A 22,491-nucleotide genomic window follows, 5' to 3' on the forward strand; every position below is an offset into this window, starting at 1 on the left:
GGTTGCAGATATTCGGAGGCGAAGGGAGCTTAACTGGCGGCTCGCAGCTTGGGGGCGAGCCGATCATGATGTTCAACGCTTCGGGATTGGACGAAGGCCAGCAAGCGCTTGTTCTCCTGTGCGGCACGGAGAAACTTGAACGCAATACCCCGCTGACTGACGGATCGAACCATGGCCGCCACTTCCAGCGGCGCCTGATCCTGGTCGGTCGTGATTTCCAGATAAAAAATATCGTCTACATGAACCAGCGTGTCGCTCTTGATGATGCATCCACCGACCGAGAGATCCATCACAATGCCTTCTCCGCGAACCTTTCCTCCAGAAAATGATAAATAAAGGCGCACCGGAATCCTGAGATGCTGCCGTCGCTCGGTTTTGTGCTCGGGCATCACCACGCCGATCCTGGAAGCCATGAATCGGCAACTGCAATGCTGGCAACTGAAGGGGGACATCATCAACAGCGCTGCGACCCGCTCACCGGCGGACACCGGCTGCTCACGCAGGATTTTTTCTTGGCGGCACTGCGGACAATGGAGGAGGCGGGCCATAGCGTCGTCGAATGTGACCGGCATCCGGCTTATTGATCGGGGACTGTCTTGAGATCATCGATAATGCAACTCTCCGATCCTGTCAACAAAACAGCGCTTTTCCCTGACGACCACCAAGCGAGCCGACGCCGCCGGTGGCTTAATGAAACTCTGCGTGGGGGTCGGCCGGCGCATCGGTGAGAGGGCCGGGTTCGGCGATGGTCGATCGGAGGAATTCCCGATTGAACGTGGCGATGAAATGCACGCTGATCGATTTCGGACAGACGGCCTCGCACTCATATTGGTTGCCGCAGGAACCAAATCCCTCCCGATCCATGGCCTTCATCATCGCATCGGCTCGTCTGGCCCGCTCCGGTCCGCCCTGGGGTATATGAGCCAGGTGGGATACTTTCGCCGCCACGAACAACATGGCCGACGCATTCCGACACGCCGCCACGCAGGCGCCGCAGCCGATGCAGGAGGCCGCATCCATCGCCGTTTCCGCCCGATCCTTGCCGATGAGAAAGGTATTGCCGTCGACGGCGCCTCCCGTGTTCGAAGAAATATAGCCGCCCGCCTGCATGATGCGATCCAATGCCCGGCGGTCCACAACGAGATCCCGGATCACGGGAAAGGCTCTGGCACGCCAGGGTTCGATGGTGATGACCGTCTCATCAATAAACCGCCGCATATAGAGTTGACAGGTGGCGACTCCTCGGTCGGGGCCATGAGGAATACCGTTGATGACCAGCGAGCAGGCCCCGCAGATGCCTTCGCGGCAGTCGGATTCGAAGGCGATCGGCTCTTCGCCCTTCAGAATGAGCCGTTGATTGACGACGTCCAGCATTTCGAGGAAGGACATCGCGGGACTGATATCGTCGGCGGGATAGCTCACGAACGCGCCTTGGCCGTCCGGACCCCGTTGCCGCCACACGCTCAACGTGAAGTGCATATATCCCCGCGATTTGTTTCAGGCTCGTCTATTGATAATTCCGCATCGCCGGTTTGACAAATTCAAAGACCAGCGGTTCCTTGTGCAGGATCGGCGTTCCATCGGGCTGATATTCCCACGCGGCGACATAGGCGAACCGTTCGTCGTCACGAATCGGCTCGCCGTCCGGGGTTTGGTGCTCCTCACGGAAATGCGCCCCACATGATTCTTCGCGATGCAGCGCGTCATGGCACAGCAATTCCGCAAATTCCAGGAAGTCCGCCACCCTCCCGGCATACTCCAGTTGCTGATTGAACGTCTCCCCTGAGCCGGGAATAGCCACTTGGCGCCAGAAATCGTGCCGCAGCGGCGGAATGGTCTGCAGCGCGTGATGGAGCCCGGCGCGGCGGCGCGCCATGCCGCACGCATTCCACATGATATGGCCGAGTGCGCGATGAAACGAGGCGGCCGTGCGCGTTCCGTTGCCCTGGAGCAACTTTGTCGAGCGAATGGTTACCCGCTCCACCGCCGCGCGCGCGTCGGGATGATCACGCGTGATCGGCGCGCTCTTGGTCGTGGCCAGATAATGTCCGATCGTATACGGCAGGATGAAGTACCCGTCGGCCAATCCCTGCATCAACGAGCTGGCTCCCAGTCGATTGGCTCCATGGTCGGCGAAATTGGCCTCGCCGACGACGAAAAGGCCTGGAATGGTGCTCATGAGATTGTAGTCGACCCAGAGGCCACCCATTGTATAGTGCGGTGCCGGATAGATCCGCATCGGAGCTTTATAGGCATCTTCTCCCGTGATGCGCTGATACATCTCAAACAGATTGCCGTAGCGTTCCCGAACCAGCCCCAGCCCTTCCCGCTCAATCACCTCGGCAAAATCGAGATAGACGCCATGGCCGCCCGGTCCGACTCCGCATCCCTCGTCGCATACGGTTTTCACGGCACGTGACGCCACGTCTCGCGGCACGAGGTTGCCAAACCGCGGGTATCGCCGTTCAAGAAAATAATCCCGCTCGGACTCGAGAATCTGCTCAGGCGCCCGTGAATCCCCAGCCCGTTTGGGCACCCACATTCTTCCATCATTGCGAAGCGATTCGGACATGAGGGTCAGTTTGGCCTGATGCTCCTCACTCGGCGGAATGGCGGTCGGATGGATCTGGGTGAAACAGGGATTGGCAAATGCGGCGCCTTCTTTCCAGGCCCGATAGGTCGCGGTCACATTGGAGCCGGTCGCATTCGTCGAGAGATAGAAGATATTGCTGTACCCTCCTGTCGCGAGGACCACGGCCTGCGCCACATGCACGTCGAGCCGTCCGGAAATCAGATCGCGGACCACGATCCCACGGGCATGACCGTCGACGACGATCAAATCGAGCATTTCAGTCCGCGGATGCATGACGACCTGGCCCCGTTCGATTTGCCAGCAGAGCGCCGAATAGGCGCCCAGCAGCAATTGCTGACCTGTTTGTCCCCGGCAATAGAACGTGCGCGAGACTTGCACGCCCCCAAATGAGCGGTTCGCCAACTGTCCCCCGTACTCGCGGGCGAAGGGGACGCCCAGTGCGACGCATTGATCGATGATCTGCGTGCTGACCTGAGCCAATCGATAGACGTTCGCTTCGCGGGAGCGGAAATCCCCTCCCTTGACGGTGTCATAGAACAGGCGGGCGATGCTGTCGCCGTCGTCCTGGTAATTCTTGGCCGCATTGATGCCGCCTTGGGCAGCGATGCTGTGAGCGCGGCGCGGACTGTCATGAAAACAGAAGCAGTCGACGTGATAACCGAGCTGTCCCAAGGTGGAAGCGGCGCTGGCTCCCGCCAGCCCTGTTCCGACGACGATGATCTTGATGGCCTGTTTGTTGTTGGGGCTGACGAGTTTCTCGGTAAACCGGTGCCGATCCCATTTGGTTTCCAAGGGACCCGACGGCACTTTTGAATCGAGGCGGACCATCAACGCAGAACTCCAAGAGCAATCGCCAAAACGATCGCCGAATTGCCCAGCGCGACCGTGCCGGCCACGAACGGACCGGCGGCTCTGAAGACCCGATTGAGGACCGGATGCTCCAATCCCAGGGTCTGCAGGCTGCTGGAGACACCGTGACTGAGGTGCACCGCCAGCACTCCTTGAGCGAGAAGATAGAGCAGCGCGAACCAGGGATTCTGAAACGTGTGGATCACCCGGCTGTAGACGTCCCGATGCCCTCTCGGATCCAGCCTGTCCACGAAGGAAGTGTCCACGACCCCGGCGGTCAAGTGCAGCAGATGAAACACGATGAACAACAGGACCAGAGTTCCCGTCAAGGCCATCGTGCGTGAGGAGATCGATGCTTGGCGGTAGACGCGGCTTGCGTAGGCCACGGGCCGAGCCCGACGGTTTCGTATCACCAATTGGATCGTCAATCCGATGTGCAAAGCCGCGGTCAGCAGAAGTCCGATTCGAGCGGACCACAATAAGATGGGTAATTCACGAAGAAATGCCGCATAGGTGTTGAGCGCCTCCTGGCCCTCGAACACCTGCAGATTCCCCAGCATGTGGAACACGACGAAGCCGGCAAGCACCAGACCCGTCAACGCCACTACAACCTTGCTGCCAAGCGAGGTACAGAAGACGGTGAAGAACCGCGTCATCTTCGAGTCCTCATGGCGACGGTGCTCCGTCCCGTGCTTGTTCGCGCCGCACCGTCAAGGCGGAAACGGGATACCAGCGGTCCGCGCGCTTTCCGGCAATCGCCAACTCGACGTCTGCCGTGCTCCCATCCTCGCTCAGGACCGCCACGTCGAGATGATATCGCCCGGCCGGAAGATCCTCGGACAGAGGGTGCGCATCCTCCACTTGGATCGACGAGCCGGGCAACCAGTCCATCGGACGGGCCTCGCTCTCCCATTGTGCCACGACGGCGCCCTCATTCGATCGCAAGCGATAGGCGAGCGGATGATCGTGATACATCGGAGCCACGCCGACGTTGTTCCATTGTGACCGGACGGTGACGATGCCTCCTGGAATGGTTTCGACGGTATGCGTCAACTCGCGAAGCACCAGCCGGTACCCGAGTCGCTTCTGAAATTCCTCGATGCGTGGCCGCCAGCTCTCCGGAACTGGTTCAGACTTGGCGTTCAATACTGAGACATGCCACTCCAAGCCTTTTTGGAGAATCAGGTCGAGATTGAAGCCCTTGTCGATCCAATCCTGCATCACGCCACAGACTTCGAATTCTATGGGACCATGCTTCCACGCTTCCGCGACGACCGGATCGCGGAGTTTTCGGGCATAGACATGGTCCATGTGGTTCCAATCGGATCTGAAATACCCGTAGTCACCGAAACAGTCTCCTCGCCAGCCGGCCCCTTGAGCCGTCGCGTACGCCAGTTGGCCTCCGACCAATGCCACGAGAGGCACCGCCGGGAAGTATTGGAAATACCAATCGGTGATCTTCCGCTGATTGTCTTCCGTCGCGTACAGCTGCTTGCAACGCGCTTCCACTCCAAGGCAACAGGCCATGTTCCATTCACCCCAGCAACCGATCGACCCAATGTCCACATGGTCGATCGCCGGAGAGTCGCCGTACCGGGCCCCTAATGCTTTCAGGAGTCGTTCATGGGCTTCCAGGAAACGGGGATCATTGTAATCCGGAAACGTACCGCCGGAGACCGACACGCTTGCCACGCCCTTGTCCAGCAGCCAGGCCGGTGATCCGTCCTCATATTCAGTCATGATCCGAAATGCCAGGGTTTCACCCTTGGCCCTTGCCTGAGCGATCACGTCGTCCACGAGCTGAAAGTTATACTCCCCCTCTACCGGTTCAAGGTCGGCCCATGACCAACGGAAATACGCCACGGTCGAACGAGGATACTGAGTCCTTGAAGGTGGATGATCGAACCCGAAATGGAAATCGGCAAACCCCATGCCGGGATTATAGAGAATATCGTCGATTTGTAACGGATATACGGTGACTAACGGCGGCGACGCACGTTGATCGTCCGTTGCGGCGGCAGGCTCACCGGCGGTCACGACATCGATCGAGGTTGCCAGTGAAAGGAGGAGATACCAGATCGTGAGAAGGATCGGAAACGATCGCGACGTCTTCACCAACGCTCCGCTGGTTGGAAGTCCACTTCCTTTCTCTTTCATTGTTGAGGCCGGAACGCAAAATGTCAATCATACCGGACGAATCATGTGCCGGAGATGGCGCGGCCGGCCAGCGATCCTGTCGCCCAGGCCCATTGAAAATTGAATCCGCCGATCCGCCCGTCACAGTCGAGCATCTCACCGATAAGATAAAGACCCGAGACCAGCTTGGATTCCATCGTGCGATAGTCGACCTCCTCCAGTGGAACTCCGCCGGCCGTCACCTCGGCATAATTCCACCCGCGGTCGCGCACAATCGGCAACCGAAGTCTGCTCAGCGCATCTACCAGACGAAGACGGTCTTGACGGGGGCACTGGGCCAACAGACGCGATGGATCGCATCCCACATGCCGACCAACCTCCTCGGCAAAACGTAGCGGAACGCGTTGAGATAGGATTTTTGCCACGGTCCTTTGAGACGACTGCATGGTCTGTTCGACCAACCACTGATCGATGTCCTCGGACCTCGAATCAGGAAGGAAATTGGCGAATATTTCCGCATCCTGCCCCTGATGCCGCGCCAGGGTCCAGAAGCGGCTCGCATCCATCACGACGGGACCACTCACCCCGAAATGAGTCCAGAGCAGACTTCCGATCCGCTGATCCACCCTCTTCCCGTCAATGACCGTCGTCAAACGAACGATTTGTGAAAGGCCCATGAGACGTTGATGAAACATGCCTTCGTCCAAAACAAGCGGAACCAGCGCCGGACTTGTCGGAGAAACGCGGTGTCCCAACCGTTCGGCCATGACATAGCCCATTCCATCACTGCCGGATTTCGGGAGTGAACGTCCTCCCATTGCCAGTATCACTTTTTGGGCGGCCATGCTTCCTTGAGAGTGGTGCACAAGGAATAGATACCCGTCCCGAGGATCCGGCACTCGATCAATTCGACTCACGCGATGCCGACACAGAATATCCACACCCCGAGCCTGACAACTGCTGACCAAGGAGGTCAAAACTGTCCGGGCCTTGTCGGTAACGGGAAACAACTTTCCGGTTTCCTCGCGTTTGAGCGTGACGCCAAGCGATGCAAACCAGGCAATGGTGTCCTGAACCGGAAATCCTGCGAGAACGTTTTTGATAACCCGTCGGTTTCCGAAAAAGTCTGCCGCGGTAACCGTATGGTGCGTGACATTGCACCGTCCACCCCCGGATACGAGAATCTTCACCCCCACCGTCGCTGCTCCGTCGAGAAGCACGACACGACTCTTCGTCGCGCGAGCTTGAGTCGCGAAGAGTGCGGCGGTCAGACCGGCCGCCCCGGCCCCGACGATGACGACATCCGCCGTTCGCATGCTCATCTGAGATTGCACGGAAGTGATAAGTCTTCGAGATTGACCGGCGCGCCTCACTATATAGCATGGCTCTGATGGACCAAGAGAGCCCGAGCGAATCGATCGCATTCAAGAAATGGGAAGCGTCCCGCTTGGGTTCAATCCGCCGACGAAATCAGAAATTATCCTGAGAACTTGCAGTGATCGGGATACTTTTTCGCATTAGAGGGTTTTAACTAACCGTTAACACCCCGTTAATCTTTTGCTGCTACAGTTGCGCTCGTACGCAAACCTGTTTCCGTGGAGGTGGGCAATGACCTGTCAAAAATGTCACGGGTTGATGATCGAAGAGTGGCGGCCGGAATATTCGACCGACGTCACCGTACACCGTTGCATCAATTGCGGTCTGGTACTTGATCCACTGATTGCTCAGAATCGCTCATTAAAAGCGCGCGGGAAGCAACCGATTCTCGATGCAGCATAGAGCACCATCTGGTTCGGCCGGCACGGATGACTTGCCGTACCGGCCGAACAGGGCAGGCGTGGACGTCGCGCACACGACCGCATCGAAGCCTGGAAAGGGTTCCGATCGGAACCACGGTTCTCGCTCGTCGCGGCTCGACGTCTACCTCTACCCTGCGAAAGTGGGTGGCGAGATGATATTCCCATAAAATTCAGCGGTTACAATCTCTGCTATCCCTTTTGACTCTGCTCCCCCCCTCTCTTTTTTTCCACGCCCCTCTTCCCTCATTTTGATCCGATCAAACCCTTTCGTAAAGTGGCGCCCCGACATCCGCTGTTGGAGGACGGCGGCTCTCCTGTGGTAGCCTAGCAACTGCGACACTAGGACCCAACGGAACGCTATGAGCATCAAACCGGTGACCGACAAGATTTTCACCATCCTGCTGGTTGAGGACAACGGCGGAGACGTGGAAGTCTTTCTGCGCACTGTTGAGGCAGAGCTTCCCCGCGAAGCAGATGAACAGGTCGACTTGGTGATCGCCGCGCGCGCAGAAGGTGCGTTGAAGGTCCTTGAAGACAGGCGAATTGATCTGGTGATCACGGAGGTCCGGCTGCCGGGAATGAGCGGCATCGAGTTGCTGCAGCGGATCCAAGCGAGAGACCGTAGGATTCCAGTCATCGTGATCAGTCGAGTAGGAACTGTGGATACCGCCGTCGAAGCGATGCGCTGCGGAGCGTTTGACTATGTCACCAAACCATTCGAAAGACTGGACTTGGCCGCCAGGATTCACCGAGCGATGCGAATTTCTGAAATCTTATTCCGGTACGAGCCTCCCCAGAAGGGAGAGCCGCAGACATTCAAGGAATTGATTGGTGTAAGCCCCGCCATCCGCAATGTGACGGCCTTGATCGAAGCCGCCGCGCGGGTGCAGTCCACCACGTTGATCATTGGAGAAACGGGAACCGGAAAGGAGCTGATTGCCAGGGCCATCCACGAACGGAGCGCCGAACGTGACGGCCCCTTTCAGGTCGTCGACTGCACGACCTTCTCGGAAGGAACGGTCGAGAGCGAACTCTTCGGCCACGTGCGCGGCGCCTTTACGGGGGCCGTTGGAGATAAGCTCGGATTGATCGAACGGGGAATTGGTGGCACGCTGTTTCTTGACGAGATCGGCGACCTGCCTCTTCCATTACAGGCAAAGCTGCTCCGGGTTCTGGAAGAGGGAGAAATGCGGGCCGTGGGAAGCGTGCAGATGAAAAAAGTCAGCGCGCGCTTCATCGCAGCGACCAATCAGGAGCTTACCGAGAAGGTAAAACGGAATGAATTCCGCAAAGATCTGTTTTTCCGACTCAATGTCATGGCCATCAGAGTGCCGCCCCTACGCGAGCGATCACAGGATATTCCTCTGCTTGCCCGCCATTTCATGTCCCGATATACGAAGGAATTCGGTAAATATGTAAATGAATTGCATCCTTCTGCTGTCACGGAACTCGTGGCCTATCCCTGGCCTGGGAACGTTCGGGAACTTCGCAACGTCATGGAGCGGGCGGTCATGCTGGCTAACGGGGATCGCATCAGCCAAGAGGATGTTATCGGCCTGCTGCAGTTTACCGATCAAGCAAAAAGAGCCCAAGGAGATGATTACCTCTCTCTTCCCTATGCGAAAGCGAAGGAAAAGGTATTGGAGGACTTCAGTCGCCGCTACATCAAGTCCAAACTGGACCACCATCAGGGCAACGTCACACATGCGGCTCAAGAGGCAGGATTACCTCGCTCCTACTTCCACGAAATTATGCGGCGATATTTGAGAGACGAGAAGTAGTCCCGCTGTCATTCTTTCCTTACACTTCACCCCGTCTTTCCTTGTATCGTATTGATTTTTAATTGATTTAGTCATTATCAACTTCACTGTCAGCATTCACTGACACACAAATCATATATAAATCATAGGCTTACGATAGTCGCCCCATTTCTTCGTCAGGCGCTGCTGACAGGCCCTGTTTTCTGCTGGATCCTGCTCGAGAACTCCTTTCAGTCAAAAAACCATAACATGCTGATTTACAAATTGAATATCGGCATTGCGTCGCCGACATTTCCCTAGCATTTAGCCATGCTACCGGCATGGTGCTTGTAAAGATGTTCCGTCCATGAGCGACGAGGGAGGTATGTTCGTGCGACTCGATTCTAGTCGAAAGGGGGTGAGAGGGAAGGTCGGTGGGCCTTTCAGAGTTGACAGAGGTAACGGCAACGTTACGCAAGATTGTCTTTGAAGTAGGAGGTGTTCGCAATGCAGCAATCATTAGTCTCACGTCGGCAGTTCCTAAAAATTACAGCTGGAACGGTCGCGGCTGTCGCAGTGGCGGACAAGGTCTTGGCCTTGACGGCGCTGCAGCCGGTCATCGAAGTGGGTAACCCACTGGGTGACTATCCGGATCGGTCCTGGGAGCGGGTCTACCACGACCAGTATCGTTACGATTCTTCTTTTACGTGGTGTTGTTCCCCGAACGACACTCACGGATGCCGCGTTCGCGCCTTTGTTCGCAACGGCGTGGTCATGCGGGTCGAACAGAACTATGACCATCAAACCTACGAAGATCTCTACGGCAACCGCGGGACATTCGCACATAATCCCCGGATGTGCCTAAAAGGATTCACCTTCCACCGCCGCGTATACGGCCCGTATCGCTTGAAGGGACCGTTGATGCGGAAGGGTTGGAAAGAGTGGATGGATGCCGGCTCCCCGGAGTTAACTCCGGACGTGAAGCGGAAATATAAATTTGACGCCCGTTTTCTGGACGACATGATGCGGGTGTCCTGGGATACCGCGGCGACCTATGCGGCCAAGGGCTGCATCCTCATCGCGACCCGGTACAGCGGCGAAGCGGGCGCTCGGCGCCTGCGCGAACAGGGCTATGCACCGGAGATGATCGAGATGATGAAGGGCGCCGGAGTTCGGTGCTTTAAGCATCGGGCCGGTATGCCCGTGCTCGGCATCATCGGGAAGATGATGAACACCCGCTTCAACGGCGGTGTGTTGCCGCTTCTGGATTCCTGGATCCGCAAAGTGGACGCGGACAGGGCCCAAGGCGGAAAGTACTATTCGAACTACACCTGGCACGGCGACCAAGACCCCTCCCATCCATGGTGGAACGGCACGCAGAACTGCGACATTGACCTCTCCGACATGCGGTTCAGCAAGCTGAACACCAGCTGGGGCAAGAACTTCGTCGAGAACAAGATGCCGGAAGCTCACTGGAAGCTCGAGTGCATCGAGCGCGGTGGCCGCGTCGTGGTGATCACGCCGGAGTACAATCCGACGGCCTATCGGGCCGACTACTGGATTCCGGTGCGCCCGGAGACGGACGGCGCCTTGTTCCTGGGTGGTTCCAAAATCATCCTCGACGAGAACCTGCAGGACATCGACTATATCAAGCAGTTCACCGATCTTCCGATCCTGGTCAGGACGGACACGCTCCAGTATCTGGATCCGCGTGACGTCGTCCCTGATTTCAAGTTCCCGGATCACTCCAAGAGTTATTCGGGGCGGATTCAGGCCCTCAAGCCCGAACAGATCGAGCGCTTGGGCGGGTTTATGATGTACGACCTGGCGAAAAAGCAGCCGGTCTATGTCAACCGGGAACAGGTCGGTTTCCATTTCGTGCAGACCGGAATCGATCCAGCGTTGACCGGAACCTTCCGCGTCAAACTGCTGAACGGTCGCGAAGTGGACGTATCGCCGATCTACCAGATGTACCTGGTCCACCTCCAGGACTACGATCTGGATACGGTGAATCAGATCACCCGGTCGCCCAAGGACTTGATCGTCCGCTGGGGTCGGGATTCAGGCACCGTGAAGCCGGCGGCCATGCACAACGGCGAAGGTGTCTGTCACTACTTCCATATGACGGAAATGGGTCGGGCAGCGGCATTCGTCCTGACCTTGACCGGCAATATCGGAAAGTTCGGCACGGGATGTCATACCTGGTCCGGCAACTACAAAGCCGGTATCTGGAACGCCACCCCCTGGTCGGGCGCCGGCCTGGCGGTGCATACGGGCGAGGATCCGTTCAATCAGACCCTCGATCCTAATGCGCACGGGAAGGAAATCAAGACGAAGTCCTACTACTACGGCGAGGAGGTCGGCTACTGGAACCACGGCGACACCGCCCTGATCGTCAATACGCCGAAGTACGGACGCAAGGTGTTCACGGGTAAGACGCACATGCCGAGCCCGAGCAAGGTGCGGTGGGTAACCAACGTGAACATTCTGAACAACGCCAAGCACCACTATGACATGGTGCGCAACGTGGATCCGAACATCGAGATGATCGTCACGCAAGACATCGAGATGACCTCGGACGTCAACCACGCCGACATCGCGTTTGCCTGCAACTCCTGGATGGAATTCACCTATCCGGAGATGACGGCGACGGTGTCGAATCCCTGGGTGCAAATCTGGAAGGGCGGCATCCGGCCGCTGTACGACACCCGCAACGATGCCGATACCTTTGCGGCCGTGGCGGCCAGACTGACGGAAATGACGGGCGATGTCCGTATCCGTCAGGTGTTCCACTTCGTGTATCAGAACCGCGTGGACGTGTACGTCCAACGCGCGCTCGACGCCAGCGCGACCTGCTACGGGTACAACGCTGACGTGATGCTGAAGTCGGAAAAGGGCTGGATGGTCATGGGACGAACCTATCCCCGCCATCCGCTCTGGGAAGAAACGAACGAATCGAAACCGCAGTGGACGCGATGCGGCCGTATTGAAACCTACCGCATCGAGCCCGAGGCGATCGAGTACGGGGAAAACTTCATCGTTCACCGGGAAGGCCCGGAGGCGACCCCGTATCTGCCGAACGCCATCTTCACGACCAACCCGTACGTCCGACCGGACGACTACGGCATTCCGATCACGGCGCAGCACCATGACGACAAGACGGTGCGCAACATCAAGCTGCCGTGGGCGGAAATCAAGCGGCACGCCAACCCGTTGTGGGAGAAGGGCTACCAGTTCTACTGCGTGACGCCCAAGACCCGGCACCGGGTGCACAGCCAGTGGTCGGTGAACGACTGGGTGCAGATTTACGAGTCGAACTTCGGCGATCCGTACCGCATGGACAAACGGACGCCGGGCGTCGGCGAGCACCAGTTGCACATCAACCCGCAGGCGGCCAAAGACCGCGGCATCAACGACGGCGACTACGTCTATGTGGACGGCAACCCGGTGGACCGGCCCTATCGTGGCTGGAAGCCCTCGGATCCGTTCTACAAGGTGGCCCGTCTGATGATCCGGGCGAAGTACAACCCCGCCTATCCGTACCACGTGACGATGGCGAAGCACGCCCCGTACGTGTCGACGGCGAAGTCGGTGAAGGGCCACGAGACCCGGCCGGACGGCCGAGCCATCGCGGTGGACACCGGCTATCAGTCCAACTTCCGGTACGGGGCCCAACAGTCCTTTACCCGGTCGTGGCTGATGCCGATGCACCAGACCGACTCGCTCCCGGGCAAACACGCCAACGGGTTGAAATGGAAGTGGGGGTTCGAAATCGACCACCACGCGGTCAACACGGTGCCGAAGGAATGCTTGATCCGCATCACCAAGGCGGAAGACGGCGGCATCGGAGCGCGCGGCCCGTGGGAACCGGTGCGCACCGGCTTTACCCCGGGACAGGAGAACGAGTTCATGATCAAGTGGCTCAAAGGTGAGCACATCAAGATCAAGGTGTAGGAGTTCGGTGCTGAGAGCCGCGTCCTGAGCTTACCTCAGGACGCGGCTCCCGGACACTCGGCACTCAGGACTTAGAACTCAGCACTGAGACAACATGATGCATGACGCACACAACCATTTGATCATGAGAAGGAGGATTCACAATGCCAGAAGTCTATAACTGGCAACTGGGACGGAAGATGCTGTATCCGTATGAGGAGCGGCATCCGAAGTGGCAGTTTGCCTTTGTGTTCAATATCAACCGGTGTTTGGCGTGTCAGACGTGTTCGATGGCGGACAAGTCGACCTGGCTGTTTTCGAAGGGCCAGGAATACATGTGGTGGAACAACGTGGAGACGAAGCCGTACGGCGGGTATCCCCAGTTCTACGACGTGAAGATCACGCAGTTGATCGAGCAAGTGAACCCGGGGGGGCAGGTGTGGAACGTGCGGGTGGGCCGCAAGCACCATGCGCCCTACGGGGTGTTCGAAGGGATGACCATTTTCGACGCGGGGGCCAAGGTGGGCCAGGCGGCGATCGGGTACATTCCGACGGACCAGGAATGGCGCTTCGTGAACATCTACGAGGACACGGCCACGTCGATGCGCTCCTTGGTGGAGGGGATCGATCGGTCGGGGTTCTCGCGCGATGAACCGTGGCGGCTGTCCGGCAGCTCGCTGCCGGAGCATGAGACGTTCTTCTTCTACCTGCAACGGATCTGCAACCACTGCACGTATCCGGGCTGTTTGGCCGCCTGCCCGCGCAAGGCGATCTATAAACGGCCGGAAGACGGCATTGTGTTGATCGACCAGAACCGCTGCCGCGGGTACAAGAAGTGCGTGGAGCAGTGCCCGTTCAAGAAGCCGATGTACCGGGGGACGACCCGGGTGTCGGAGAAGTGCATTGCGTGCTATCCGCGGATCGAGGGGAAGGATCCGCTGACGGGCGGCGAGCCGATGGAAACGCGCTGTATGGCGGCGTGCGTGGGGAAGATCCGCATGCAGAGCCTGGTGCGCATCGGCGAGGACGGCCTGTGGGCGGAGGACCGGTGGCACCCCCTGTACTACACCATTCGGGTGGAGCAGGTGGCGTTGCCTCTGTATCCGCAGTGGGGCACGGAGCCCAATGGCTATTACATTCCGCCGCGGCACAGCCCGCGGGGCTATGCCCGGCAGATGTTCGGTCCGGGCGTGGACAATGCCATTGAGAAGTATCTGGTGCCGAGCCGGGAGTTGTTGGCGGTGCTGCAGCTGTGGCGCGCCAGTCAGCAGATCGTCTTCCGGTATGACGTCATTCCGGGCCCGAAGGTGTTTGAGACCCAGATTCACGGGAAGCGGTTCGAGATGTACAACGATACCGTGCTGGGCTTCAACAAGTCGGGGAAGGAAGTGGCGCGCATTCAGGTCGAAGAGCCGATCTACATCAGACCCGCGGAACGGGTGAACTGGCTGTAGGCCGGCCCGGCGAGCCCGCGGCCTCGGGGCCGCGGGCGGTCGAGCGCGGAAGGGCAGAGTATTGATTCAATACTCTGCCCTTCGTGTATCTGCTGATCGTCAAAAAGAGCCGGAACACCGGCTCAGCGTACCAACGCTAAAAGGACTCGTGGCACGACGATCAAAACTGTGGGCTTACCTCGGGGCGGGAATCGTCCTGATCGTGATCTTTTCCATCGAGCAGATGATGCTCCTCCGGCAGTGGCAGGACAACATCGTCTCGCAGCAACAGCGCAGCGCGATCCGCGAAGAAGTGCTCATCTTGCGCCGCTGGACTTCGGATATCGATAATGGGTTTCGTGGGTACGTCCTCGTGCGGCAACCCTACTTCCTGGCTCCCATGGTCATGGCCGAAGAAGAAATCCCGATGGCGCTTGAGCGTTTGACACGGCTGACCGGCTCGACCCCAGCACTTCAGGGAAGCGTCCAGGTGCTCAAGCGACGGCTTGACGAATTGATCACGACCAAGCGGAAGCTTGCCACCAAGATTGCCAACGGGGAATCGGAAGAAGTTTTGGCCTATGTACGGGCCGGTGAAGGATTGGCGCTGGCGAAAACCATCTCGGCAGTCTTCGACGACTTCGAAACCAAAATCGCCAGGCAATTTCCGGAAGCGGACCTGACCCCGCTCGAGCGACAGAAAAAAACGCTCTGGCAGCTGGTGGCCGCCCAAGCCGGCGCCGTGTTCGTCGGAGTGCTGGTGATGGAGTTACTGCTTGCCGCTTTTGCCGCGCCTCAGCGGTCGGAAACGTAACCCCTTCCTCTCCCCTCGCCACCGCGACTCGACACGTCATTTCATCATGGAATCGAGAATTCCGCCCAGAGAAAGGTATGGTCTGACGGATCCTTCGCACGCCGAGGCTCGACGTCGACGTCGGCCTTGATGCACCGTTCAGCCAGCGGCGCCGTCGCAAGAATATGGTCGATGCGCCAGCCCTTGTTGCTCTCCAACGAACTCGGTGCTCGATAATCCCAAAACGTATACTGCTGACGGTTCGGATACAACCGCACGAACACATCGTGAAATCCCCAGCCCAGTGTCCCCTGGTACGCGTTTTTGGCATCCTCGTGATAGCAGACGTGCTTGAGATGCTTCTCGGGACTATGGACGTCCATGGGTCTCGGCGCCACGTTCATGTCTCCGCACCAAATGGCCGGGGCATCGGGGGACAGATGCTTGTCAAAATAGCATCGGAGTCGTTTATACCATTCCAATTTGTACGCGTACTTCGGTGAATCGATTTCAAACCCCTGGGGTATATAGGTATTGATGATCGGAATTCCGTCGATCACCACGTGCAGCAGGCGAGGCTCATCCGGCTCTCCTCCGTCGTCCAGTCCGGCCCGAACCACGTCCGGTTTCTTCCGGCTCAGGATCGCGACGCCATTGTAGGATTTCATCCCGCGGAACGTGATCTCGTACCCGCAGGGAGCGAGGCCAAGCAAAGGGAATTCGCTGTCTTGCACCTTTGTTTCCTGCAGACAAAGCACATCGGGTTTGTTGTGCTCCAGCCAATCCAGCACGATCTGAAGACGCTTGCGCAGTGAATTGACGTTGAATGTGGCGATCTTCATCATGTTGCCTCTGAACAGCCGCGATGCTACCAGATGCTTCCCCGGATGAACAAGCGGAGCACTCCGGTCTCGAAAACATCATGTCCCCGGCCGAGGCCGCCCGGTTGGAATACACGGCGAGCCTTTGTTCGAGAAATCCGACCGGCGGCATTCCGGCCAGACCACCAGGGGCCGGCCGTCACCGCATACGACCCAATCGCTGGCTTATGCAGGATGCTGCTGGAATGACGCGGCAGGCATGAGAAATCGGCGGAGTATCGCTTGCTCAATTCTCGAGCGGCCTCGGTCCGGAGCTGGAAATCGCAGGATCAAGTGGATCCGTCCCGAATCGACCAGCTGGATCGTGACGCGAGGTTCCGGAGAGGGAGCCTCCAGCAGGTTGGTCTGCTCCAGGAGCTTCATCTGACGGCTGGCCTCGGCCATAAAAGGCGCGCATTCGGCCTTGGCCGACTCGAGCAGCCGCTTCTCCTTCTCCTGCCAATGCTCATCCGACTGGAGCGGCACCGCCAGCGTATACAACCCGTACTCCTGCCCCGGATTTTCCTTGACCAGGGCGTTGGTGAAGAGAAGGCTGTTGGGGAACACCGTCACACGGCCGGTATAGAGATGAGAAGCCTGGCCGGGACCGATCTCCAGGAGTTTCGTCGTAAACATGTCATGGTCCAATACCACGCCTCGGTGGCCGGCAATTTGAATGCGATCTCCGACCGAATAGACCTTGCCCCCGACCCGCAACGCCGATCCGCTCCAACAGAGCAAGAGTTCCTTCGTTGCAAGGACAAGGGCGGCGGCCAACGCGACGAGCGACACGGCGAACGCCTGGAGCTCGTGCGCCCAAATCACCGCGAGACCGATCAGAAACGCGAAGAGAATCGAGTTTCTGGTCGTCACGACCCAGCGTCGCTTCGCTTCCATCGACAACCCGGCATTGCGCGAGATTCCTCGCACGACCAGGGCGCGGATGATCAGAAGCGACACCAGCAGAACGAGCGATGTGAGCCCGTCCCAGCTCACCGAACTGTCGAAGCGGATCCAGTCGAATTGATTCACAGCACTCCGTCGTGAACGGACGTGTCGACGGTCGTGTCGTCACCTCCGTCTCGGATCGACTCCGGACGCCACCGGCTCACAAGGACTCCTATGCAAGATGAGCAGAGACCTATTCGTTCTGCAGGAGAGCTTCGCGGGTTCCCGGCACACATTCCTCCCGCTTCCATTGCTTGAGCACCTTCTGTTCGTTGAACGTCAAGGTGTATCGATAGCAGTAGAGAATCTCTTTGGGGCCCTCACCGGCCTTTCCCAAGAGCGACGTGGCCTGTTTGGTGGCGTTGGACAATCCCGAAAAATGCAAAGAACTCAGTTCTCGTTCGGTGATCGGCACACGATACGTCCAGATACTGTCTCCGCCGAGTGCGGGAGTTTTGGCGGTATGAGGCGGACCCAATTTCTCGGTGACTTCGTCCTGAGTGAGTCGGTTCACTCCCTTGTTGAAGTACCCGTCACGCCACGGACCGCCACACGCAGCGGCAAGCAGGGCACTGACGAGGAGCGGAAGAACGCGAGGGACGCGGTAGGGAAATATCATGGTTTCGGCCGGTCGTGAAGCTCCTGCATCCGCTTGATCGAACAATATAGTGCATAGCCCTGCGCCAACATGCCCGTGACCAGGAGGCCGAGGGCCGTCTGAAGCCATCGAGAACCCTGATCCTCCAGCCCATAGATCCCCATGACGAACCCGGACGCGATGGCGACGACGCCGACGAACCGGGCCATCATGGCGTTCATTCGCCAATTCACGCGGATCGGAGGCGGGGAATCCATGCTCTGTACGCTACACTGGAACCAGGCACCGGTTCAACTCCGGGCGGCTCGTAGCTCGCGGGCCCGCACCTCCAGGGAGACGGCCTCCTCCCTGCGCCCCAATTTCTTCAAGACATTGGCCAGGTCATCCAAGGTCTTGGCCACTTCAGGGTGCGACGGGCCCAAGGTCTTTTCTCGTATGTTCAATGCCCTGCGATAGAGAGGCTCCGCCCGTTCAGGCTGGCCCTGTGCCACCCGGAGCTGAGCCAAATTCGCCACGCCGAGCGCGACATCGGGATGCTCCGGCCCCAGGAGCCGCTCTTTAATGAGCAATGCCCTGGTCAGTAAGGGATCGGCCTCGGCATACTGCCCGTACATGCGATGTAAGACTCCGAGATTGTTCAAAGTGGCCGCAACGTCAGGATGGTCCTCACCGTGTACCTCCTGATAGATCTTGAGCGCCTGCAAATAAACCGGCTCGGCCTCGACGTGTTTGCCCTGTCCGGCATAGACCTGCGCCAGCTGAGACAGACTGACGGCGACCCGACGATCGTGCAAGCCGAACTCTTCCGCCTTGCGCACCGCCACGAGAAGGAGCCGTTCCGCTTCCGCGTAATTCCCTTGCTGAACAGCGTGTTGTGCCGCAGCCATGGTCGATTCCCACGTAGCCTGCTGGCAGGCGACGAGCCCGCACACCAGAAAGGCAGCCAGCAGGACGAATCTCATGGCAGTCCAATCCGCTCGGCAAGCGTTTCGGCAGGGTATGTGATGATTTCTGCCAGAGTCGGATGATAGTGCGGCATGCGGAGCAGGTCGGCAACCGTGCCGTGATAGTACATAACGGCAATGAGCTCGTGAATGAGTTCTCCGGCTTCCGGTCCGACGATCTGGGCTCCGAGCAATTTCCCTCCGGCCGGAGACGCCACCAGCTTGACGAATCCGTGACGGTCGCCCCGGCACATGGCCTTCCCATGATCGGCGAAGGGATATGAGGCGGCAAGATGCGGAATCCCACCTGCGCGGCAGGCCATTTCGCTCAATCCCACCGTCGCCACTTGCGGCTCCGTAAACGTGACGTCGGTCACCAACCGGCTGTCGAAGGATCGCAGTGCCCCCTCCGATTGGAGCGCATTGAAGCCCGCCAGCTCCCCTTGCTGCACGGCGATATGGACGATGTCATAGAGGTTGGTCACGTCGCCGGCGGCGAAAATATGCGGCTGGGACGTCCGCATGGTGTCATCCACCGCTACTCGCCCATTGATCACGGCCACCCCCGCCTTGTCCAGCGCGAGCCCGTCGATCCGAGGCCGCCGTCCCAGCGCCTGGAGAATGAGCGCCCCGTCCGCATGGACCTCGCGCCCCTCGTGGTGAAACGTGACCCGTTTGTTCGAGCCGGACCGCTCGACTCGCTGCAGGGCCGTGCCGGTGTAGAGGACAATCCCCTCTTCCCGTAAGGCTTGCTCCAACGCGGACCCGACATCCGGATCAAGATGCGAGAGCAGATGAGGGCTTCGTTGAATGATCGTCACGGCCGTACCGATCCGCGCAAAGAACTGGCCGAACTCCAGGGCGACCGGTCCGCCGCCCAGCACCACCATCGACGCGGGCCGATCCCGAAGATCGAGCAAGGTATCGCTGGTCAGATATCCCGTTTCGTGCAATCCCGGCACCGATATATCGTTCGGCACGGAGCCGGTGGCGATGACGAAGGCCTTCGCCTCCACTTCCTGCGACCCGATCCGGACTCGGTTGGGAGAGAGAAAAGAGGCGGCGCCTTGATAGAGCTTGTACCGCGGGTCCCGCAGCTGTTCGATGCGATAGTCGGCGAACTCCCGGACCAGCCGATCCTTGCGGTCGACGATCTGCTCCAAATGCGCCGTCACATCGACGGGTGAGAGGCCGAACTCTTTGACTCTCCGCATCAATGCGGCAATCTCGGCCGTGCGCAGAATGGTCTTGGTCGGCATGCAACCGCGCAGGATGCAGAGACCTCCGAGCGGGCCCTGATCGACGATCGCCACTTGTGCGCCGCGATCCGCCGCAGTCCGCGCCGCGGCATAGCCGGCGGATCCGCCTCCGATGATCACGATGTCATGCGAGTTTGCCATGCGCCTCCCTATGGGATAACTCGTCCGGTTGCCGTATAGTACTACATGTATGGTTGAGCCGGGCCGCTATCGCCACTACAAGGGCGACGAGTACGAAGTCGTCGGGACCGCGCGGCATTCGGAAACCGAAGAGGAATTCGTGGTGTATCGGGCCCTGTACGGCGCGCGCGGGCTGTGGATCAGGCCTCGCGCCATGTTTGAGGAGACGGTCACGGTCGATGGAAAGGACGTACCCCGTTTCCGGTTTCTAGCAGGCCGTTAAAAAACTGTTTTGGACCCAGAAAACACAAAGCTGGGCATGATCGCTATATCGAGTCAGAAGCGCTCACAGGATGTTCAAAAAGGCCTTCTGGCAAGGCCGCAGCGAGCGAAGAGGCGAATCGCGTACTCTCTGCCGTACGCTGAGCCTATGAGCGACGCGAGAACGCAGCCAGAGGACTTTTTCAACATCCTGCTAGAGCCTGGTCCACTGTGAGAAGCTGGCCGCTTGACCCACCCTGACCGCCCGCGCATCCATGACCGTCCACACGCAGGCCCCCTCGATACGGAACCGCCGTCCCGTCAGGGATATACGCACGCCGCGATAGTCGCTGAAAAAGCCGCACGAGCGCGCCGTTTCCAGCATCCGGCGGCGTTCATCCTGATGAACCGGCTCGGCGGTCATCCGGGACGGGGTTGTGACCAACTGCTCCCAGGTCGACTCCCATAAGTCCAGCGCGCGACGATTCCCGTAGTTCAGTATCGGATCCTCTTCGATCCCGTGCGAGACCACCACGAACGGTGCGTCGAACAGCCTGTGGGCCTGAACCTCCGGCGTCCCGGCCCGCTCGATGAGTTCCTCGCCGGCCCAATGCCGATAGCTGTCCAGCAGCCATCGGCACCATTGCACCGTCGACGGCGTGGCCCAGCCCGACGATCCCGCCGTATCATCCATGTTTCACCGAGCAGCACGGGATACACATGTTTCGGCCCGACATAACCAGGAAGGACGCACCCTTGTCAATTCCCGGGTGGACCTCTGTATAATGGGCTCCCCCGATTCAGTGCAACGGAGGAATGTGCATGTCCAGCCGGACCCTATTTGATAAGATCTGGGATTCCCATGTCGTGCGCCAAGAACCGGACGGCACGACCCTGCTCTACATCGATCGCCAATTGGTCCACGAGGTCACTTCACCTCAAGCGTTCGAGGGACTGAAGCTTGCGGGCCGTCGACCCCGAAGACCCGGCGCCACCCTGGCGGTACCGGACCACAACGTGCCGACGACGGACCGTCGTCTGGGGATCGCCGATCCGATCAGCGCCAAGCAGATTCGGACGCTCGAGGACAACTGCCGTGACTTCGGCATCACCCTGTTCGGCATGGATGACCCGCGGCAGGGCATCGTGCACGTCATCGGTCCCGAGCAGGGATTTACGTTGCCGGGGACGACGATCGTGTGCGGTGACTCGCATACCTCGACGCACGGCGCGTTCGGCGCGTTGGCCTTCGGCATCGGCACGAGCGAGGTCGAGCACGTCCTCGCCACGCAATGCCTCGTACAGAAGCGGCCAAAGACCATGGAAATCCGGGTGGACGGCGAATTGTCCCCCCGCTGTTCAGCGAAAGACGTGATCTTGTCGATCATCGGCAAGATCGGAACGGCGGGCGGCACCGGCTACGTGGTGGAATACACTGGATCGACGATCAGGGGCCTCAGCATGGAAGGCCGGATGACGCTGTGCAACATGTCGATCGAGGGCGGGGCACGGGCCGGTTTGGTGGCCCCCGACGACAAGACCTTTGCCTATCTCAAAGGACGACCGCTGGCGCCGCAAGGAGAACTCTTCGAACAGGCAGTGCGAGTCTGGCGGAAGCTCGGATCCGATCCGGGCGCCCGCTACGACGCCACGGTCACGCTGCAGGCCGACGCCATCGCACCGCAAGTCAGTTGGGGAACGAGCCCTGGCATGGTCACCGGCGTGGACGGACGCGTTCCGGATCCCCGCGGCTTGGCCGACGACAAAGCCAGGCAGGCGGTGGAGCGCGCGCTTGAGTACATGGGCTTGACGGCGAACATGCCGATTACGGAGATCAAGATCGACAAAGTATTCATCGGCTCCTGCACCAATTCACGGATCGAGGATCTTCGTCTGGCCGCAGGACTGGCCAAGGGGAAGCGGGTCGCGAGGACCGTGCACGCCATGGTCGTGCCCGGATCCGGATTGGTCAAACAGCAGGCGGAGCAGGAAGGGCTCGACAAGGTCTTCGTAGAGGCGGGATTCGAGTGGCGGGAAGCCGGCTGCAGCATGTGCCTGGCGATGAACGCCGACGTCCTTCAACCGGGTGAACGCTGCGCCTCCACGAGCAACCGCAACTTTGAGGGCCGGCAGGGCGCAGGCGGACGAACTCACCTGGTCTCCCCCGCCATGGCGGTCGCCGCCGCGGTCGAAGGGCATTTTGTGGACATCCGACATTGGACATAG

General features: G+C 59.2%; 20 protein-coding genes. 7 read left to right on the forward strand and 13 right to left on the reverse strand.

The features are described from left to right. Window positions 1-29 precede the first annotated feature (29 nt). Complete coding sequence (locus NSJP_RS19465) at window positions 30-455, reverse strand: PilZ domain-containing protein (protein ID WP_331714214.1); 426 nt, start codon at window positions 453-455, stop codon at window positions 30-32. Between NSJP_RS19465 and NSJP_RS19470 the strand changes: the two genes are divergently transcribed. Further along, complete coding sequence (locus NSJP_RS19470) at window positions 357-584, forward strand: hypothetical protein (RefSeq protein WP_172834155.1); 228 nt, start codon at window positions 357-359, stop codon at window positions 582-584. The two genes, NSJP_RS19465 and NSJP_RS19470, sit on opposite strands and share 99 nt — an antisense overlap. Before the next feature lie 103 nt (window positions 585-687). Here the strand turns inward: NSJP_RS19470 and NSJP_RS04295 are convergent, their stop codons facing one another. From NSJP_RS04295 to NSJP_RS04315, 5 genes are all read right to left on the reverse strand, one after another. Then, entirely contained in the window at window positions 688-1,479 is a 792-nt protein-coding gene (locus NSJP_RS04295; protein ID WP_080885698.1) for a succinate dehydrogenase/fumarate reductase iron-sulfur subunit, read from the reverse strand. A 28-nt stretch (window positions 1,480-1,507) separates the two neighbouring features. Continuing rightward, window positions 1,508-3,421, reverse strand: coding sequence for a fumarate reductase/succinate dehydrogenase flavoprotein subunit (locus tag NSJP_RS04300; RefSeq protein ID WP_080885699.1), 1,914 nt, complete (start codon window positions 3,419-3,421; stop codon window positions 1,508-1,510). Further along, entirely contained in the window at window positions 3,421-4,098 is a 678-nt protein-coding gene (locus NSJP_RS04305; RefSeq protein WP_080885700.1) for a succinate dehydrogenase cytochrome b subunit, read from the reverse strand. Before NSJP_RS04305 ends, NSJP_RS04300 begins: the two co-directional genes overlap by 1 nt. Before the next feature lie 10 nt (window positions 4,099-4,108). Next, on the reverse strand, window positions 4,109-5,557 hold the full coding sequence (locus tag NSJP_RS04310; RefSeq protein ID WP_172834156.1) for a DUF4832 domain-containing protein: 1,449 nt from the start codon (window positions 5,555-5,557) through the stop codon (window positions 4,109-4,111). An 83-nt stretch (window positions 5,558-5,640) separates the two neighbouring features. Further along, window positions 5,641-6,894 carry a BaiN/RdsA family NAD(P)/FAD-dependent oxidoreductase gene (locus NSJP_RS04315; RefSeq protein WP_172834157.1) on the reverse strand — a complete coding sequence of 418 codons (1,254 nt, stop codon included), beginning with the start codon at window positions 6,892-6,894 and terminating at the stop codon, window positions 5,641-5,643. A gap of 842 nt (window positions 6,895-7,736) precedes the next feature. On the opposite strand from NSJP_RS04315, the gene NSJP_RS04325 reads away from it, so the two are divergent. The 4 genes from NSJP_RS04325 to NSJP_RS04340 all read left to right on the forward strand — a co-directional run bounded on the left by NSJP_RS04325 (window position 7,737) and on the right by NSJP_RS04340 (window position 15,296). Beyond that, a complete protein-coding gene (locus NSJP_RS04325) occupies window positions 7,737-9,158 on the forward strand; it encodes a sigma-54-dependent transcriptional regulator (protein ID WP_080885704.1) in 1,422 nt (473 codons plus the stop codon). A 465-nt stretch (window positions 9,159-9,623) separates the two neighbouring features. Continuing rightward, window positions 9,624-13,070, forward strand: a complete 3,447-nt coding sequence (locus NSJP_RS04330) for a molybdopterin-dependent oxidoreductase (RefSeq protein ID WP_080885705.1) — start codon at window positions 9,624-9,626, stop codon at window positions 13,068-13,070. Between the two features lie 143 nt (window positions 13,071-13,213). After that, the gene (locus tag NSJP_RS04335; protein WP_080885590.1) at window positions 13,214-14,503 is read left to right on the forward strand and encodes a 4Fe-4S dicluster domain-containing protein; all 1,290 of its coding nucleotides are present in this window, start codon (window positions 13,214-13,216) and stop codon (window positions 14,501-14,503) included. A 148-nt stretch (window positions 14,504-14,651) separates the two neighbouring features. Next, window positions 14,652-15,296 carry a CHASE3 domain-containing protein gene (locus NSJP_RS04340; protein ID WP_080885706.1) on the forward strand — a complete coding sequence of 215 codons (645 nt, stop codon included), beginning with the start codon at window positions 14,652-14,654 and terminating at the stop codon, window positions 15,294-15,296. A 44-nt stretch (window positions 15,297-15,340) separates the two neighbouring features. Here the strand turns inward: NSJP_RS04340 and xth are convergent, their stop codons facing one another. The 6 genes from xth to NSJP_RS04370 all read right to left on the reverse strand — a co-directional run bounded on the left by xth (window position 15,341) and on the right by NSJP_RS04370 (window position 20,025). Next, complete coding sequence (gene xth / locus NSJP_RS04345) at window positions 15,341-16,120, reverse strand: exodeoxyribonuclease III (protein ID WP_231989489.1); 780 nt, start codon at window positions 16,118-16,120, stop codon at window positions 15,341-15,343. A 201-nt stretch (window positions 16,121-16,321) separates the two neighbouring features. After that, window positions 16,322-17,167 carry a mechanosensitive ion channel family protein gene (locus NSJP_RS04350; RefSeq protein WP_080885708.1) on the reverse strand — a complete coding sequence of 282 codons (846 nt, stop codon included), beginning with the start codon at window positions 17,165-17,167 and terminating at the stop codon, window positions 16,322-16,324. Between the two features lie 109 nt (window positions 17,168-17,276). After that, window positions 17,277-17,702 (reverse strand): hypothetical protein, encoded by a 426-nt coding sequence (locus NSJP_RS04355; protein WP_080885709.1) that lies wholly within the window; start codon window positions 17,700-17,702, stop codon window positions 17,277-17,279. Continuing rightward, entirely contained in the window at window positions 17,699-17,902 is a 204-nt protein-coding gene (locus NSJP_RS04360) for a hypothetical protein (protein ID WP_155969873.1), read from the reverse strand. Before NSJP_RS04360 ends, NSJP_RS04355 begins: the two co-directional genes overlap by 4 nt. 69 nt (window positions 17,903-17,971) lie before the next feature. Beyond that, window positions 17,972-18,643 carry a tetratricopeptide repeat protein gene (locus NSJP_RS04365; RefSeq protein WP_080885711.1) on the reverse strand — a complete coding sequence of 224 codons (672 nt, stop codon included), beginning with the start codon at window positions 18,641-18,643 and terminating at the stop codon, window positions 17,972-17,974. Then, window positions 18,640-20,025, reverse strand: coding sequence for a dihydrolipoyl dehydrogenase family protein (locus NSJP_RS04370; RefSeq protein WP_080885712.1), 1,386 nt, complete (start codon window positions 20,023-20,025; stop codon window positions 18,640-18,642). The genes NSJP_RS04365 and NSJP_RS04370 overlap by 4 nt, the downstream gene beginning before the upstream one ends. A 49-nt stretch (window positions 20,026-20,074) precedes the next feature. Here NSJP_RS04370 and NSJP_RS04375 point away from each other — a divergent pair, with 49 nt between their 5' ends. Continuing rightward, window positions 20,075-20,287: a DUF1653 domain-containing protein gene (locus tag NSJP_RS04375; RefSeq protein WP_080885713.1), complete on the forward strand. Its 213-nt coding sequence runs from the start codon at window positions 20,075-20,077 to the stop codon at window positions 20,285-20,287. A 192-nt stretch (window positions 20,288-20,479) separates the two neighbouring features. On the opposite strand, the gene NSJP_RS04380 is transcribed toward NSJP_RS04375, so the two are convergent. Beyond that, on the reverse strand, window positions 20,480-20,959 hold the full coding sequence (locus NSJP_RS04380; protein WP_080885714.1) for an MEKHLA domain-containing protein: 480 nt from the start codon (window positions 20,957-20,959) through the stop codon (window positions 20,480-20,482). Between the two features lie 128 nt (window positions 20,960-21,087). Between NSJP_RS04380 and leuC the strand changes: the two genes are divergently transcribed. Then, window positions 21,088-22,491: a 3-isopropylmalate dehydratase large subunit gene (gene leuC, locus NSJP_RS04385; protein ID WP_080885715.1), complete on the forward strand. Its 1,404-nt coding sequence runs from the start codon at window positions 21,088-21,090 to the stop codon at window positions 22,489-22,491.

The organism is Nitrospira japonica, assembly GCF_900169565.1.
GTDB lineage: Bacteria > Nitrospirota > Nitrospiria > Nitrospirales > Nitrospiraceae > Nitrospira_C > Nitrospira_C japonica_A.

What these genes read in the sequence shown, in the direction of transcription:
- NSJP_RS19470 (WP_172834155.1), top strand. Translation starts at nt 357, where the DNA reads ATGCTGCCGTCGCTCGGTTTTGTGCTCGGGCATCACCACGCCGATCCT.
- NSJP_RS19465 (WP_331714214.1), bottom strand. Translation starts at nt 455, where the DNA reads ATGATGTCCCCCTTCAGTTGCCAGCATTGCAGTTGCCGATTCATGGCT.
- NSJP_RS04295 (WP_080885698.1), bottom strand. Translation starts at nt 1,479, where the DNA reads ATGCACTTCACGTTGAGCGTGTGGCGGCAACGGGGTCCGGACGGCCAA.
- NSJP_RS04300 (WP_080885699.1), bottom strand. Translation starts at nt 3,421, where the DNA reads ATGGTCCGCCTCGATTCAAAAGTGCCGTCGGGTCCCTTGGAAACCAAA.
- NSJP_RS04305 (WP_080885700.1), bottom strand. Translation starts at nt 4,098, where the DNA reads ATGACGCGGTTCTTCACCGTCTTCTGTACCTCGCTTGGCAGCAAGGTT.
- NSJP_RS04315 (WP_172834157.1), bottom strand. Translation starts at nt 6,894, where the DNA reads ATGCGAACGGCGGATGTCGTCATCGTCGGGGCCGGGGCGGCCGGTCTG.
- NSJP_RS04325 (WP_080885704.1), top strand. Translation starts at nt 7,737, where the DNA reads ATGAGCATCAAACCGGTGACCGACAAGATTTTCACCATCCTGCTGGTT.
- NSJP_RS04330 (WP_080885705.1), top strand. Translation starts at nt 9,624, where the DNA reads ATGCAGCAATCATTAGTCTCACGTCGGCAGTTCCTAAAAATTACAGCT.
- NSJP_RS04335 (WP_080885590.1), top strand. Translation starts at nt 13,214, where the DNA reads ATGCCAGAAGTCTATAACTGGCAACTGGGACGGAAGATGCTGTATCCG.
- xth (WP_231989489.1), bottom strand. Translation starts at nt 16,120, where the DNA reads ATGATGAAGATCGCCACATTCAACGTCAATTCACTGCGCAAGCGTCTT.
- NSJP_RS04355 (WP_080885709.1), bottom strand. Translation starts at nt 17,702, where the DNA reads ATGATATTTCCCTACCGCGTCCCTCGCGTTCTTCCGCTCCTCGTCAGT.
- NSJP_RS04360 (WP_155969873.1), bottom strand. Translation starts at nt 17,902, where the DNA reads ATGAACGCCATGATGGCCCGGTTCGTCGGCGTCGTCGCCATCGCGTCC.
- NSJP_RS04365 (WP_080885711.1), bottom strand. Translation starts at nt 18,643, where the DNA reads ATGAGATTCGTCCTGCTGGCTGCCTTTCTGGTGTGCGGGCTCGTCGCC.
- NSJP_RS04370 (WP_080885712.1), bottom strand. Translation starts at nt 20,025, where the DNA reads ATGGCAAACTCGCATGACATCGTGATCATCGGAGGCGGATCCGCCGGC.
- NSJP_RS04375 (WP_080885713.1), top strand. Translation starts at nt 20,075, where the DNA reads ATGGTTGAGCCGGGCCGCTATCGCCACTACAAGGGCGACGAGTACGAA.
- NSJP_RS04380 (WP_080885714.1), bottom strand. Translation starts at nt 20,959, where the DNA reads ATGGATGATACGGCGGGATCGTCGGGCTGGGCCACGCCGTCGACGGTG.
- leuC (WP_080885715.1), top strand. Translation starts at nt 21,088, where the DNA reads ATGTCCAGCCGGACCCTATTTGATAAGATCTGGGATTCCCATGTCGTG.